The 16,495-nt window shown below is 34.6% G+C and carries 9 protein-coding genes; all 9 read left to right on the top strand.

Translation table 11 applies throughout. From position 1 onward, the window contains the following. Window positions 1-88: 88 nt before the first annotated feature. Window positions 89-2,833 (top strand): helix-turn-helix and ligand-binding sensor domain-containing protein, encoded by a 2,745-nt coding sequence (locus ABEB31_RS12245; protein WP_347051909.1) that lies wholly within the window; start codon window positions 89-91, stop codon window positions 2,831-2,833. A gap of 244 nt (window positions 2,834-3,077) precedes the next feature. Next, the gene (locus ABEB31_RS12250; protein WP_347051910.1) at window positions 3,078-6,083 is read left to right on the top strand and encodes a SusC/RagA family TonB-linked outer membrane protein; all 3,006 of its coding nucleotides are present in this window, start codon (window positions 3,078-3,080) and stop codon (window positions 6,081-6,083) included. 4 nt (window positions 6,084-6,087) lie between these two features. Continuing rightward, window positions 6,088-7,554 carry a RagB/SusD family nutrient uptake outer membrane protein gene (locus tag ABEB31_RS12255; protein WP_347051911.1) on the top strand — a complete coding sequence of 489 codons (1,467 nt, stop codon included), beginning with the start codon at window positions 6,088-6,090 and terminating at the stop codon, window positions 7,552-7,554. A 73-nt stretch (window positions 7,555-7,627) separates the two neighbouring features. Continuing rightward, the gene (locus ABEB31_RS12260) at window positions 7,628-9,004 is read left to right on the top strand and encodes a glucoamylase family protein (protein ID WP_347051912.1); all 1,377 of its coding nucleotides are present in this window, start codon (window positions 7,628-7,630) and stop codon (window positions 9,002-9,004) included. Window positions 9,005-9,012: 8 nt separating this feature from the next. Then, window positions 9,013-9,726 (top strand): carboxylesterase family protein, encoded by a 714-nt coding sequence (locus tag ABEB31_RS12265; RefSeq protein ID WP_347051913.1) that lies wholly within the window; start codon window positions 9,013-9,015, stop codon window positions 9,724-9,726. A 10-nt stretch (window positions 9,727-9,736) separates the two neighbouring features. Next, on the top strand, window positions 9,737-12,037 hold the full coding sequence (bglX, locus tag ABEB31_RS12270; protein WP_347051914.1) for a beta-glucosidase BglX: 2,301 nt from the start codon (window positions 9,737-9,739) through the stop codon (window positions 12,035-12,037). A 98-nt stretch (window positions 12,038-12,135) separates the two neighbouring features. Further along, window positions 12,136-12,921, top strand: coding sequence for a glycerophosphodiester phosphodiesterase family protein (locus ABEB31_RS12275; RefSeq protein WP_347051915.1), 786 nt, complete (start codon window positions 12,136-12,138; stop codon window positions 12,919-12,921). A 27-nt stretch (window positions 12,922-12,948) separates the two neighbouring features. Beyond that, a complete protein-coding gene (locus tag ABEB31_RS12280) occupies window positions 12,949-14,874 on the top strand; it encodes a discoidin domain-containing protein (RefSeq protein ID WP_347051916.1) in 1,926 nt (641 codons plus the stop codon). A 168-nt stretch (window positions 14,875-15,042) separates the two neighbouring features. Beyond that, window positions 15,043-16,434: a M20/M25/M40 family metallo-hydrolase gene (locus ABEB31_RS12285; RefSeq protein ID WP_347051917.1), complete on the top strand. Its 1,392-nt coding sequence runs from the start codon at window positions 15,043-15,045 to the stop codon at window positions 16,432-16,434. Window positions 16,435-16,495: the final 61 nt, after the last annotated feature.

Raw genomic sequence — 16,495 nt, forward strand, 5'->3', positions numbered from 1 at the left:
AAATACTTTATAAAAAGAAGCTTCTCTCAGAGAAGCTTTTTTGCATTTAAATATTTGTCATTACCTTTGAATATTAAAACAGAATATTTTGAAATCGATACTTTATAAAATTATTTTCTTTTTTTTCATCGCTTTACAACTTCAGGCCCAAGAATTACTTCCTTTCGTAGAAAATTACAGCAAATCTGATTATCAGGGAGATAATCAAATCTGGAATGTAGCGCAGGGAAATGATGATGCGATGTACTTTGCAAATAATCATTATCTGCTTCGATATGATGGTGTTAAGTGGGAAAAATATACGCTTCCTAATAAAACAATTATTCGTTCTATTCTAATTGAAGGCGATAAAATTTATTCTGGTTCTTACAAGGAATTTGGTTATTGGTACAGAAAAGAAGGAAAAATGCATTATGTTTCAATTACCAAAAATTTGAGATTATTTGATGAAAAGGATAATGAAGAAATCTGGAAAATATTTAGATTCAATGGTTCGTTATACTTTCAGTCTTTCAATGATGTATTTGTTTATAATGGAAAATCGATTAGAAAAATTAAATTTCCATTTCTAATTTCTTATTGTTTTGCGGTCGATAATAATTTGTACGTTGCCTCGGTGCAGGACGGAATTTTTAAAATGAACGATAAATATATTGCAACTCCCCGCGGATGGGATGTTCTTAAGAATACTGTAGTTCATGCGATCGAGAAATATCAAAACAAAACGTATATTTTTTCACAAAAAAAAGGAGTTTTCATCGTGGAAAAAAATGGTTTAAAAAGTTGGGATAATCCTATAAATGAAGTTTTAAAATCTGCAACAATCAACGTTGCCCGGTTTATTAAAGGCGATAAGCTAGTGATTGGTACAGGAAACAGAGGAATTATTATTCTGGACTTAAAAACAAATCAATACAAAAACATTGAAAGAGATAATGTTTTAATGAATAATTCTGTTCTGAGTCTTGGTTTTGATAAGGAAAATGATTTGTGGCTTGGCTTAGATAACGGCTTGGCTCATGTTGAGGTTAATTCTCCGATTACTTTCTTTTATGATAATTCAGGACTCTTAGGTTCTGTTTATTCTGTGGCGGCAATCGATAAAGGATATTTAATTGCCTCCAATCACGGTATATTTAAATACAGCTCAGGAAAATTTAATATCATTCCCAATACCCAGGGACAAGGCTGGAATATTTCATTAATAAACGGAAAATATATTATCGGTCATAATGATGGCACATTTTCCTATGAAAACAATACGTTAAGTAAAATAAACGGGGTTAGCGGTGGCTGGAATATGTCTAAAAGCAGTATCACTAATACTTATTTCCAGTCGACTTACAGTGGAATTTTAGTTTACGACAATCTTTCCAATCTTTCACAATATAAAGTGATAAAGGATCTGGCAAAACCAATCAAATATGTAGCGCAGAATAAAAAGAATGAAATTTGGGCAGCAGATAATTATCGCGGACTGTACAGAGTTTTACTAGATGATAATTACAACACTCTAAAAGTTGAAAATGTTACCCAACAAAGTAAGATTGCAAACGACTTTGGGATTAAAATTTTTGAATTTAGAAAAGAAATTCTTTTTCTGATTAATAATACATGGTATACCTATAATTCAATTACAAATAAATTAGAGGAAAATGAATTGTTTACTTCTAACTTTAAAGATGTAACAGATGTGGTTTCCATAGATGAAGATCATTTTATGGTTTTGCAGAATGGAATTTTATATCATATTTATGCGGAAGGAAATAAATTTATCTGGAATATTATTCAGGAGAAATATTATAAAGGAAAGCTAATTAATGAAAATTTAAGAATATTTAAAAAAGATAAAGATTATCTTTTTAATCTGGATGACGGGTTCATTTCCTTAAAACTCGAATATGAAAATAAACAAAAATCGAAAGTTGAGATAGAAGCCTTCAGCAATGAAGAGTTGATTGCCGATGATTCAAAAATAAAATTCAATACGGAATTAAAAATTAATGTAATCTCAGGAATCTACGGAGCCAGCAAACCAAACCTGTTTTATATATTAAATAAAAGCAAAGAATATATTCCAATTTCCGACGGGCAAATTGTTTTAAACAACTTAAGCAGTGGCTATCATCTGGTTGAAATTTACAAACATGATGGCGCAACTTATGATAAAGTTTCCGAATATAAATTTAAAGTAGCACAGCCCTGGTATTTTTCATTTTGGATGATTTTGCTTTATTTTCTAATAATTGGGGGTGTGTTGTTTTTATATTATAAATGGAATAAGCTCAGATATATGCAGAAGCTAAGATTGCAGGCTGAGGAATTAAAGCATCAGAGAGAAATTCTGGAAATGGAATTAAAAAAAGAGAATGAGATGAACATTCAGGAATACGAAAAACATATTCTTGAACTAGAATTGCAGACCAAATCTTCAGAAGTTGCCGGGAAATCGCTATCAATTGCAAAACAAAGTGAAATGATCGAGAAAATTCAGGGAATTTTAGATACAGAAAAAGATTTTAGTAAGCTTAGAAGTGAAATAAAAAAGGCAATTAAAATAAACGAAGTGAACAAACATGAATGGGAAACATTCGAAACAAATCTGAATCAAATTCATAATGAGTTTATAAATAATTTGACAAAAAAATATCCCAATTTGACCCCGAAGGATATTAAACTGTGCATATATTTAAAAATGAATCTTTCTTCAAAAGAAATAGCGCCTCTCATGAATATCTCTTTTAGAGGGGTTGAACTCCATCGTTATCGACTGCGAAAAAAGCTAAATTTAAATCAGGACGAAAATCTATCTAAATTTTTACTAAGTATTTAAGACGGACATGCGTTTTTTGATGATTAATTATTTTTTAATAACTTTTTTTATCAAATTCTAATACATCATTACTACATCATAATGGTATGTTAATGTAATATTAAAATTATCTAAACTTCTATTTTATAATACATTAGTCAGGTTTAATGATGTAGTGATGTAGCTATGTTGTAGTAAACCATGATGTACTACAACGTTGTAATTGTTTAATTTGGCTGAACTAACTTAAACGATTACGTACTGTATGAAAAATTTTATTTTTAGCTTTTTAGCACTCTTGTTGCTGCCAGCATATATGATGGGGCAGGCGCAAGCAATTAAAGGAAAAGTAGTAGACAGTAGTGGTATGGGAATTCCGGGAGCTATTATCAGCGCTCCAGAATCCAGAGCTACCGCTGATGCTGACTTTGATGGTAATTTTACAATTAATGCTAAAGTAGGAGAAACCATTAAAATCTCTATGCTTGGCTTTGATTCTGTTTCTATTCCTGCAACTGCCGGAGTAATGTCAGTTACATTAAAGGAATCCGGTGATACTGCTTTGAAAGAAGTTGTTGTTATTGGTTACGGAACCAGAAAGAAAATTGATAATACTTCTGCTGTTAGCTCATTAAAAGCAGAAGAAATTACCAAAATGAAGGTTTCAAATGCTTCTCAGGCAATTCAGGGTAAAGCCGCCGGTGTTCAGGTTACTTCTTCTAATACACCTGGGGGAACACCTTCTGTAGTTATTAGAGGGGTTGGTACGGCACTTGGAGGTAGAAATCCTTTATATGTTGTAGATGGAATGCCTACTGATAACATTAACAATATCAATACTAATGATATTACTTCTTATGAGGTTTTAAAAGATGCATCTGCACTGGCTATCTATGGTACCAGAGGTGCGAATGGGGTAATCATGATTACTACTAAAGCAGGAAAAGGAAAAATGACTGTCGATGTTGATAGTTATGCCGGATTTAAAACTGCTTTGAAAAAAGTAAAAATGGCTAATAGCGAGCAATTTGCACGTTACAGTAATGCCGCCTTTAATGACCCAAATAAGTTTTCTCTAAATCAGCCATTTAATACAAACTGGTATGATGAAATTACAAGAACGGGAACTTTTTCAGAAAATAATATTGCAATTTCAGGCTCTTCTGAAAGTGTAAAATACTTTTTAAGTGCTTCAAATTATGAGGAACAAGGTATTTTAAACGGTACAGACTACAACCGTACAACAATTAGAAATAATAATGAATATAAAATTTCTGATAAATTAAAATTAAGCCAAAATTTTAGTGTTACTTCTATAAAAAACATTCCAATGCCATTGTCTGCTTTTACAAATGCATACAGACAATCTCCAATAATTCCGGTAAGATACGCTGACGGAAAATATGGTGTGCCGTTTGTTAATAATGGTGTAGCTGCCGAAACTGGCTCGCAGTATAATTCAGTGGGTAATCCGGTAACTGCTATAGATTATAATGACGAAAAACAGCAAACTGTAATTCTTCAGGGAGGCTTAAAATTAGATTATGATATTTCTAAATCGTTAAAATTTACCTCTCAATTTAATGGTGAATTTTATACTTATAAGCAGTATAATTATGTAGATAATTTAGCGCTTTGGTTAGCAGCAGATCCTAACAGAACTGCATCTGCTTATGATACAAAAAGTTTGAATACCAATACATTGACTAGAAATAGAGATCAATATTTCAATTGGAATTTGTCAAACTATTTTACATATAATAAAATATTTGCAGAAATTCATGATGTTGAAGTTACTGCGGGTATAGAAGCGAATGTTATAGGCACCAGAGAGAAATTGACAGTTACTAGAAAAAATGTTGAGGCTAACTCTAATTACTGGGCACTAGATGGTGTACAATATGCGCCGAGTGTAGTAGGATATAACGATGTAGCTTTAAATCAGTCGAAATTATCATCTTATTTTGCCCGTTTTCAATATAAATTAATGGATAAATACCTATTTACAGGTACAGTTAGACGTGATGGATCTTCACAATTTTCTGAAGGAAATCGTTGGGGAACTTTCCCATCTTTTGGTCTTGGATGGATTGTTTCTAAAGAAAGCTTCTTAAAAGATGTTGAGGAAGTTAGTTTATTAAAATTAAGGGGTTCATGGGGTAGATTAGGTAATCAAAAAGTGCCGTTAAATAATCAGACATTTACTTCTGGTTTAAATTATGGTCCAGACTCAGATTCAGGAATAACAGTGGACTCTTCTGTAGACCCTAATTTATCATGGGAAATTGTAGAAGAACTTTCTGCAGGTTTCGATCTAGAAATGTTCAACAATAGGTTTAAAGGATCTTTTGATGTTTATGATAAAAATACAAAGAATGCTATTTTGTATGTTTTACCATATTCAACTTCGGGGCTTACACAAAGAACTGCAACACACGTTGGAGAAGTGTCTAATAAAGGATATGAGATTGCATTACGTTGGGACGATAAAATCAACGATAATTTGAGTTATTGGATTGGAGGTAATTTTTCTCATAATAAAAACAATTTGGAAAGTTTAAGTAATCCAAGAATTGCACCAATCGTTTCAGGAAATTTAGGAAATGGACAAAATACTAAGTTACTTGATGCAACTTCTGTAGGGCAGCCAATTGGTAGTTTTTATATGTATGAATATGCTGGTGTAGATCCTGCAAATGGACAAATGTTATACTTTAATGCAAATGGTGATAAAGTTGCTCAAGGTGCATTAAATGAAGTGAATGATAAAAAGTATGTAGGTTCTGTTTTACCAACTTCTAACTACGGAGTTAGCTTAGGTCTAACTTACAAAGCTATTGATTTCTCTGTTGATGGTTATGGAACAGGTGGAGCAAAAGTTTATAATGGAAAAAAAGCACAACGTTTTGGAGGAGAGAATATTGAAGCTTCTATGACAAATAATTTTTGGACTCCAACAAATACAACAGCTTCTAATCCCGCACCGTTTAATCAGGTTCCGGTTGCCTCAACTTATTACTTAGAATCTGCTGATTTCTTTAGAGTTAACAACATTACATTGGGTTATAAACTTCCTCTTAAAGAAGAAGGTTTTATTAACTATTGCAGAATTTATGTGAATGCTGTAAATCCATTTATTACTCAAAAATTCTCAGGATTTTCACCAGAAGCATTAGGCGACGGAGAATTAGTAACAGGAACTCAAGGTGTTGAGCTTGACGCATATCCTTCATTGAGATCATTTGTTATCGGAGCTAATTTAAAATTTTAATATTATGAAAAGAATATATATATCATTGTTTGTACTTACTGGACTTTTCTTTTCAGGATGTTCAGAAGATTTTTTAGATGTAGATCAAACAGACAAAATCCCGGTAGACACAGAATATCTAAATACAGATAGTAAGGCTACAGAATTAGTTACATCAATTTATAACCAATTTTTATCATGGGATATGTCATCTTTTGGATGGAATGCAGTGACAAGTATTATTTCTGATGATGCTGATAAAGGTTCAGATCCAGGTGATACGGGAACAGATAAAGATGTTATTGACGCCTTAACTTATAATGCGTCGACGCCATCATTTGAAAGTGTCTGGAAAGCAAATTATGCAGGAATTAACAGATGTAATCAAGCATTAACTTACCTTCCTCAGTTGGATAAAGTAACTCCCGCATTAAGAAACAGATTGATAGGTGAAGCGAAATTCATGAGAGCATTCATGTATTTCACTTTAGTAAAAGGATATGGAGGAGTTCCTATTGTAGATCGTTTAACAAATACTCCATTAACTGAAGATGATAAAGTAATGCAGTTAACCCGCAGAACTTCGGCTGAGGTTTATGCTTTCATATTAAAAGATTTATCCGAAGCTGCAGAAGCTTTACCAGAGAAATCAACTTACGCAGGAAATGATAAACAAAGAGTTTCAAAAGGTTCTGCTTACGCTTTATTGGCAAAAGTAAATTTATACCAAAAGAACTGGCAAAATGTAATTGACAATTGTGACAAAGTAACTGGATATTCTCTAGTTTCTGATTATTCCCTTCAATTTAAATTAGATGGCGAATTTGGTTCTGAATCTATTTTTGAAATAAACGGCGTTGGATCACCAACTTCAGATTTGAAATTAGGTATTGGTAATTATAGTGTTTCTCAGGCACCGCGTGGAGCCGGAGGATGGGGCTGGGGATTCAATACTCCTTCTCAAGGGTTAGCAAATGCGTATGAAGCTGGGGATGTAAGAAGAGCGGCAACTATCATTTTTAGAGGTTCAGTTTTATATGATGGAAGAGTTGTAGCTTCTACAGTTACAAATCCAATGTACAACTACAAGGCTTATTCATCAGATTTCTATAATGTTGAGTTTACTGATACGAATCTAAGATATTTAAGATATGCAGAAGTTTTATTAATGAAAGCAGAAGCATTAAATGAGTTAGGACAAACAGGAGCAGCACTTCCAATATTAAACCAGGTAAGACACAGAGCAAATCTTGGTGATTCTCCTGCAGTATCCCAGGCAGATGTAAGAACTGCAATATGGAAAGAAAGAAGAGTAGAATTAGCATTTGAACATGACAGATGGTTTGATCTGGTAAGAACAGGTCAGGCGCAGGCTGCAATGGCCGCTGATGGTAAAACATTTGTTGTAGGAAAACATGAGTTATGGCCAATACCAACTTTCTTTATTAGAGAGTCTGTTGGTTATTCAACGCAAAACCCTGGTGGTTATTAATTTGAATACTTTAAAATCACTTCCTTCAGAATTACTGAAGGAAGTGATTATTATTAAATCTTAAATTTTTATAATGATTAGAATTTCAGTTTTATTTTTAGCTTTTACTTTTTTTAGTTGTGGATCAAATGCCGATAAGTCGAAAGGAAATGAGGAAGAAAATACTTCTGGTGTTACTGCATTATCAGACGAACAGCTTTTAGACGCTGTTCAAAAACAAACATTCAAATATTTCTGGGATTATGCTGAACCTAATTCAGGATTAGCAAGAGAGCGTTACCATCCAGACGGAAATTATCCTGAAAACGATTCGAATATTGTAACTACAGGCGGTTCTGGTTTTGGATTAATGGCTTTGGTTGCTGGAATAGACCGAGGATATGTTACAAAAGAAGAAGGAGTAAAAAGATTAGAAAAAATAGCAGATTTCCTTGCAAAAGCAGATCGCTTTCATGGAGCATGGTCACACTGGATTGATGGAAATACAGGAAAAGTAAAACCTTTTGGAACTAAAGATAATGGAGGAGATTTAGTCGAAACATCATTTTTAGTATCAGGATTTATTACCGTTCGTGAGTATTTAAAAACAGGTAATGAAAAAGAGAAAGCTGTAGCAGCAAAATACGATGCACTTTGGAAAAGTGTTGACTGGAAATGGTATACTAATAATAAAAATGTATTGTATTGGCACTGGTCACCATCTTATGCATGGCAAATGAATTTTCCTTTGCAAGGCTATAATGAGTGTCTGATCACTTACATCTTAGCAGCATCTTCCCCAACACATGCAATTGATGCAAAAGCTTATCACGAAGGCTGGGCAAGAAGTGGCGAAATTGTTTCTTCGAAAACAAAATACAATTTACCCCTAATTTTAAAGCATAATGGGGCAGAAGAATTTGGGGGTCCTTTATTCTGGGCACATTATTCTTACGTTGGTTTAGATCCAAATCAGTTGAGCGACAAATATGCTAATTACTGGGATTTAAACGTAAATCAGACCAAAATCAATTATCAGTATTGTGTAGAAAATCCGAAGAAAATTGCAGGTTACGGACCGGAATACTGGGGACTGACGGCGTCATATTCAAGAAATCCTGATGGTTCTATTGGATATAATGCTCATATGCCAAGTAATGATCAGGGAGTGGTTTCACCAACTGCTGCGATTAGTTCAATTGTTTACACACCAAAAGAATCAATGACATTTATTCGTAATCTGTATGAGAATCACAAAGAAGAAACCTGGGGAGATGCAGGCTTTTATGATGCTCTTAGTTTAGGGAACAAATGGGTTGCAAAACGTTATTTAGCAATTGACCAGGGACCAGAAGTTGTGATGATTGAAAATTACAGAAGTGGTTTATTATGGAAATTGTTCATGAATGCGCCAGAGGTAAAACAAGGACTAACAAAACTTGAATTTAAATCAGGTAAATACGGAATCTAAAAATTGATATGAGGAATTTAGTTGCTTTTTCATTTCTGTTGTTTTCATTTTTAGGCTTTAGCCAAAGCGAAACAACCGGAAAAATAAATACGGTTGTAATGGCAAAGTATGAGTTAGGCTACGCTTTGCATAAACCGAAAAATACCAAAGAGAAAAAGCCATTAATAGTTTTTATATCAGGAGACGGAGAAAAAGGAACTGATATCGAAAAGGTAAAAATTAACGGTCCTTTTAAATATCTGAAAACACATGAGTTAGATGCCTACGTATTGGCTCCCCAATGTAAAGAAGATGAAAATTGGGATATAGAATCTATATATCAATTGATTTTAAAAATTCAGAAGGAAAATAAAATCGATTCAGACAGAATATATGTTACTGGTTTGAGCTCAGGAGGCTGGGCATCATGGAATTTGGCTTTTTCACATCCGGATCTATTTGCAGCAAACGTACCTGTCGCTGGTTTTGTAGATTTAATTCAGTTAGAACATGCTTGTGAAATAGCCAACATTCCAACCAGAATTTTCCATGGATTATTAGATGATGTGGTGAATGTAAATTACGCCATCGCCATTTATAAAGAATTGAAGAAGTGCAATGCCAAAGATGTGAAATTAACCATTTTCGACGATGCAAATCACGATAGCTGGACAAGAGTCTATGAGAACAGAGAAATCTATGACTGGATGTTGCAGCAGAAGAAAACGAATACAAACAAATAAATAGAATAGAATGAAAAACAAATTAGTCTTGCTTTTTTTAGGATGCGCGGTTTTGAGCTATGCTCAAAAGAAGAGTCCTAAAAATACAGTAAAAATTAAACCAAAGTCTGAATTTGTGGCGGAGTTAATGTCAAAAATGACTTTAGACGAGAAATTGGGTCAGTTAAACTTGCCGACATCCGGTGATATTACTACGGGACAGGCAAACAGCTCAAATGTGGCAAAAAATATCGCTGAAGGTAAAGTAGGAGGTTTGTTCAACATTAAATCAGTTCAAAAAATTAAAGAAGTACAGAAAATCGCGGTTGAAAAGAGCCGCCTAAAAATTCCGTTGCTTTTTGGTATGGACGTTATTCATGGTTATGAAACTACTTTTCCAATTCCGTTAGGATTGTCTTGTACCTGGGATATGAATCTAATCGAAAGAAGTGCACAAATTGCTGCGAAAGAAGCAAGTGCAGACGGAATCAACTGGACATTCTCTCCGATGGTTGACGTTTCCCGTGATCCTCGTTGGGGAAGAGTTTCTGAAGGTTCAGGAGAAGATCCTTATTTAGGAAGCCAAATTGCAAAAGCTATGGTAAATGGTTATCAGCAACATGATCTTTCAAAAAACAATTCTATTCTGGCCTGTGTGAAGCACTTTGCACTTTATGGTGCTCCTGAGGGCGGACGTGATTATAACACAGTCGATATGAGCCATATCAGAATGTTTAATGACTATTTTCCTCCTTACAAAGCTGCAGTAGCTGCAGGTGTTGGTTCGGTAATGGCTTCTTTTAATGAAATTGATGGAATTCCGGCGACTGGAAATAAATGGTTAATGACAGATATCTTAAGAAAGCAATGGGGGTTCAAAGGATTTGTAGTGACAGATTTTACAGGTATTCCGGAAATGATCGAACACGGAATGGGTGATTTACAACAAGTGTCTGCTTTAGCAATGAATGCAGGTGTTGAAATGGACATGGTTGGAGAAGGTTTCTTAGGAACATTGAAAAAATCTCTGGACGAAGGAAAAGTAAAAATCGAAACCATAGATAATGCAGTTAAACTTATTTTAGAAGCAAAATATGATTTAGGATTATTTGAAGATCCTTATAAATATTGCGATGAAAAAAGAGCTAAAACTGAAATTTTTACAACAGACAGCAGAAAAGAAGCGCGCCAGATTGCAGCCCAATCTTTAGTATTGTTGAAGAACCAAAAGCAGCTTTTGCCTCTTAAAAAATCCGGAACAATTGGTTTAATCGGACCATTGGCAGATGCAAAAGAAAACATGCCGGGAACCTGGAGTGTTGCTACCAAGATGGAAAATGCAGTTTCACTTATGGCAGGAATTAAAGAGGTAGCAGGAAAAAACACTAAAATTCTTTATGCAAAAGGAAGTAACTTAGATTATGATGAAACGTTTGAAACGAATGCAACAATGTTTGGAAAAACATTACACCGTGATGCTCGTTCAAAAGAAGACTTATTGGCAGAAGCTTTAAAAGTGGCTGAGCAATCTGATGTAATTGTTGCAGCTTTAGGGGAATCTGCAGAAATGAGCGGAGAATCTAGCAGCCGTACAAATTTAGAAATTCCTCAGGCACAGAAAGATTTATTAAACGCTTTATTAAAAACAGGAAAACCTGTTGTTTTAGTATTGTTTGATGGTCGTCCGTTAGTTATTACAGACGAAGAAAAAAATGTACCAGCAATTTTAAATGTTTGGTTTGCCGGAACAGAAGCTGGTTATGCTATTGCAGATGTTTTATTTGGAGATGTAAATCCTTCAGGAAAATTAACATCAACTTTCCCTAGAAGTGTTGGGCAATTGCCAATTTATTATGCACACAAAAATACCGGAAGACCTCTTTCTAACACAGAAGGAAAATTCGAAAAATTCAGATCGAATTATATTGACGAAAGAAACGAACCTTTATTCCCATTCGGATTTGGTTTAAGTTACACCACTTTTGATTATTCGAATTTGAAAATTTCATCTGATAAAATGAATGCATCAGGAAAATTAAAAGTAACGGTAGATGTTGCCAATACAGGAAATTTTGATGGAAAAGAAACGGTTCAGTTGTATATCAGAGATTTAGTTGGTTCTGTAACAAGACCGGTTAGAGAATTAAAAGGTTTTCAAAAAATAACACTTAAAAAAGGAGAAAAACAAACAGTAAGTTTTGATATTACTGCTGAAGATTTAAAATTTTATAACTCTGATTTACAATTCGTAGCAGAGCCGGGGCAGTTTGATATTTTCGTTGGCGGAAATTCAAATGCCGATAAGAAAGTTAGTTTTGAGTTAACTAAATAGTTGGTTTATTGATTAGTAATTAGCCCTTCGCGTTTGGTTAGCGAAGGGCTTTTTTTTAAACTGAAATTTTATTTGTAAATTTTTAACTACGTTTTATTATGAATAATTCTAATATTTTAAAACAAATCTCTGTTTTCGCTGTACTTATTGTTTTTTCTTCCTGTACTGCACAAAAGAATGCAATAATAGCGCATCGCGGTGCATGGAAAAAAAATAATCTTCCCGAAAACTCTATTGCAGCATTGAGACATGCAATCGATTTAAAACTTCCGGGCTCGGAATTTGATGTCTGGAGAACTGCCGATGACTCCTTAGTCATTAATCATGATGCACATTACAACAAGTTTCTCATCGAAGAAACGAATTATGCTGACTTATTAAAGTTTAAGCTTTCTAATGGCGAAAAACTCCCTACTTTATATGAATATATTTCAGAAGGAATTAAAAATAACCGACATACACTTTTGGTCTGCGAAATAAAACCTTCAGAAATTAGTAAGGAACGAGGCAAAAAGACAGCTGAATTAGCGGTCGAAGCCATCAAAAAACTGCGGGCAGATAAAAATACCTGCTACATTAGCTTTGATTATGACATCCTAAAACAAATAAGGGCAATTGATGCTAAAACTTCTTTGCAATATCTGGAAGGAAATAAATCTCCAAAAGAAATTAAAGCAGATAATATTAACGGTGTAGATTATCATTACTCAGTCTTTAAAAAGCATCCTGAATGGATACAGGAAGCAAAAGACAACGAAATTATACTAAATGCATGGACAGTAAATGAAACTGCCGATATGGATTGGATTATTGCTCAAAAATTCGATTACATAACAACAAATGAACCTGAACTTTTAAAGGAAAGATTAAAGATTAAAAGGTAATCCGGACTTTATACAAAAATCCAAATCATGAAAAAAACAGTAAAAATCCTGAATGTTCCGACTTTATTGTTTGTGATGCTTTTCACAAATAGTATTTTGGCACAAAATGCAATTGGCAAAACAGAATGGTTTGACCCAACTAAACCTGCTACAACGTATTGTAATCCGATCAATATTGGCTACAATTACACCACGTTCAATCATAACAGAATTCCGGAATCCCGTCGTTCTAGCGCCGATCCGGTCATTGTAACTTACAAAGGCGAATATTACTTATTTGCGACCAATCAGGCTGGTTTCTTTTGGAGTAAAGATATGTCAGACTGGAATTTTGTTTACGGAAGTTTTCAAAGAGAACCAGGAGATGATGATCAATGTGCACCTTCGGCCTGGGTAGTTAATGATACTTTATTTTACGTAGGATCAACCTGGAAGAGAGATCATCCTATTTGGAAAACCGCTGATCCAAAATCTGGCAGATGGACACGTCACGTAGATAAGGCAATGCTTCCGACCTGGGATCCGGCCATATTTCAGGATGATGATAAAAAAGTTTATATGTACTACGGTTCAAGCGGAAAGTTGCCTCTTGTGGGAGTTGAAGTAGACTATAAAACATGGCTTCCGAAAGGAAATCAGGCAGATTATGCAAAATTATACAAAGCGACAGAAGTAGAAGATATTCAGCGTCCGTACGGTGAAATTAAAGAAGTGGTGGGATTAGATCCTGTTGCACATGGATGGGAGCGTTTTGGGCCTAATAATGATATGGAACCTGCGCCTTGGGGAAATTTTATTGAAGGAGCATGGATGACAAAGCACAATGGCAAATATTATATGCAGTACGGAGCGCCTGCAACAGAATTTAAGGGATATGCAAATGGTGTGCATGTAGGAGATAATCCACTGGGACCTTTTACTTATCAAAAGCACAATCCGATGTCTTATAAGCCCGGAGGATTTGTAATTGGTGCCGGACACGGAAATACTTTTGCAGATAATTATGGGAATTACTGGAATACCGGAACCTGTAAAATATCCATAAAAGATCGTTTTGAACGCAGAATTGACATGTTTCCTGCCGGATTTGATAAAGACGACGTAATGTATTCTGTTACTTCCTACGGAGACTTCCCAATTGTGCTTCCGACAAATCAACGTGACCAGACAAAAGGAGCTTCGTCCGGCTGGATGCTGCTTTCTTACAAAAAGCCGGTAACAGTTTCATCTTCGGAGGAATGTATGGAAGTTGAAACGCACAGAATGGACCACGGAGGTAAAAAAGTATACGAGAAATTCTGCTATAATGCTGAAAATCTGACTGATGAAAACATTCAGACCTATTGGTCGGCTAAAACAAGCAATCCGGGCGAATGGCTTCAAATGGATTTAGGACGAAAAATGGAAATAAACGCTTTGCAGATTAATTATGCAGATCATAAAGCGACTCAGTACAATAAAGCAATGGATATCTATTATCAATATAAAATTTACATGTCTGATGATGCAGTGAACTGGACTTTGGTAGTAGATAAATCTAAAAATGATAAAGATGTACCTCATGACTATGTAGAACTTACAAAATCGATTAAGGCGCGTTATATTAAAATGGAAAACATTCACAATGCATCCGGATTATTTGCGATTTCAGATTTCCGCGTATTTGGAAACGGATTAGCGGCAAAACCCAAAACGGTTTCTTCTTTTAAAGTGGATCGAAATAAAGCAGACTCGAGAAACGCAATGATTTCATGGAAAAAACAAAATGATGCAATAGGTTATCATATCTATTACGGAATTGCTCCTGATAAATTGTACAACAGCATAATGGTTTATGGAGAAAGCTCATACGATTTTAGAGGATTAGATAAAGGCACAAAATATTATTTTACTATTGAACCGTTTAATGAAAACGGAATTGGAACAAAAAATAAAATTATTGAAGTAAAATAATCTTTATTTATTGATAATATAAAAGCTCCGATTACAAATTGCAGAATTTGTAATTGGAGCTTTTTTTTGACAAATGTTAGAGAAAAAAGCTTCTGAAATGTTAATAATTTTGTTCCTTTGCTAAAACTGCCAATAGCAGAAATAACTCCCAAAAACCACAAAATAACTATGAAAAAAACGATTCTTTTAACTGCTTTGGTTTTAAACGGATTGACATCTTTTGCTCAGTCAAATGATGAAAAAAATATTAAATTATTTTATAAAAAGGCTTTGACAGAAGCAAAATGTTACACATGGCTGGAATATTTATCTAACGATATTGGAGCTCGTCTATCAGGTTCTAAAGGAGCAGAGCAAGCCGTACAGTACACCAAACGTCAACTGGAAACATTAGGTCTTGATAAAGTTTATTTGCAGGAAGTTATGGTCCCTCACTGGGTTCGCGGAGAAAAAGAAACGGCTTATATTCTGGATGGAAAAGTAAAAACTGTTGTTCCAATCTGTGCATTAGGAGGTTCTGTTGGCACGCCAAAAACCGGACTTACCGCAGAGATTATAGAAGTGCAGGGAATTGCGGAACTGGCAGAGTTAGGAACGGATAAGGTAAAAGGGAAAATTGTTTTTTACAACAGACCAATGAATCCTGAGAATATTGAAACTTTTATTTCTTACGGAGCCTGTGTAGACCAGAGATTTGCCGGTGCCAAAGAAGCTGCAAAACTGGGCGCTGTTGGAACAATTGTTCGTTCTATGAATTTACGATTAGACGATTTTCCGCATACGGGAGCTCAGAGTTATGGAGATCTTCCAAAAGAACAATATATTCCGACTGCTGCAATTAGTACAAATGGTGCAGAACTGTTGAGTAAATCATTAAAAGTAAATCCTGCATTAAAATTTTATTTCAAGCAATCCTGCGAAACTTTGCCAGATGCGTTGTCTTATAATGTAATTGGAGAATTAACAGGATCGGTAAGTCCGGAGAACATCATGGTTGTTGGCGGACATCTGGATTCCTGGGATCTTGCAGATGGTTCTCACGATGATGGAGCAGGAGTCGTACAAAGTATGGAGGTAATAAGAATTCTTAAAAACTTAAACTACAAACCAAAAAACACCATTCGTGTAGTTTTATTTATGAATGAAGAGAACGGCGGAAAAGGCGGTGCTAAGTATGAAGAAGTTTCAAAACAAAAGAAGGAAAATCACATTTTTGCTTTAGAAAGCGATTCTGGCGGATTCTCCCCACGCGGATTCTCAATTGAAGCCGATGATGCTAATCTAAAAAAAATACAGACTTACAAAGATCTTTTTGAACCTTATCTTGTTCACAGTTTTACAATTGGTCACGCAGGCTCAGACATCAGTCATTTAACATCACAAGCAATTGTAAAAGCAGGTTTAAAACCAGATTCTCAACGTTATTTTGATTATCATCATGCAGCAAACGATACATTTGATGCTATCAACAAAAGAGAATTAGAGCTGGGTGCCGCGACAATGACTACATTAATGTATTTGTTGGATCAAAATGGAATTGAGATTAAAAAAGCAAATTAAAAGACTAAAAAAAAGTAATTAAACAAAAGCTATAAGTCCCCCGACTTATAGCTTTTTTTTA

The sequence above is a fragment of the Flavobacterium olei genome, assembly GCF_039749035.1.
GTDB classification, from domain to species: domain Bacteria; phylum Bacteroidota; class Bacteroidia; order Flavobacteriales; family Flavobacteriaceae; genus Flavobacterium; species Flavobacterium olei.

Coding starts and splice junctions, on each gene's coding strand:
- ABEB31_RS12275 (WP_347051915.1), top strand. CDS start 12,136: ATGAATAATTCTAATATTTTAAAACAAATCTCTGTTTTCGCTGTACTT.
- ABEB31_RS12280 (WP_347051916.1), top strand. CDS start 12,949: ATGAAAAAAACAGTAAAAATCCTGAATGTTCCGACTTTATTGTTTGTG.
- ABEB31_RS12255 (WP_347051911.1), top strand. CDS start 6,088: ATGAAAAGAATATATATATCATTGTTTGTACTTACTGGACTTTTCTTT.
- ABEB31_RS12250 (WP_347051910.1), top strand. CDS start 3,078: ATGAAAAATTTTATTTTTAGCTTTTTAGCACTCTTGTTGCTGCCAGCA.
- ABEB31_RS12260 (WP_347051912.1), top strand. CDS start 7,628: ATGATTAGAATTTCAGTTTTATTTTTAGCTTTTACTTTTTTTAGTTGT.
- ABEB31_RS12285 (WP_347051917.1), top strand. CDS start 15,043: ATGAAAAAAACGATTCTTTTAACTGCTTTGGTTTTAAACGGATTGACA.
- ABEB31_RS12265 (WP_347051913.1), top strand. CDS start 9,013: ATGAGGAATTTAGTTGCTTTTTCATTTCTGTTGTTTTCATTTTTAGGC.
- bglX (WP_347051914.1), top strand. CDS start 9,737: ATGAAAAACAAATTAGTCTTGCTTTTTTTAGGATGCGCGGTTTTGAGC.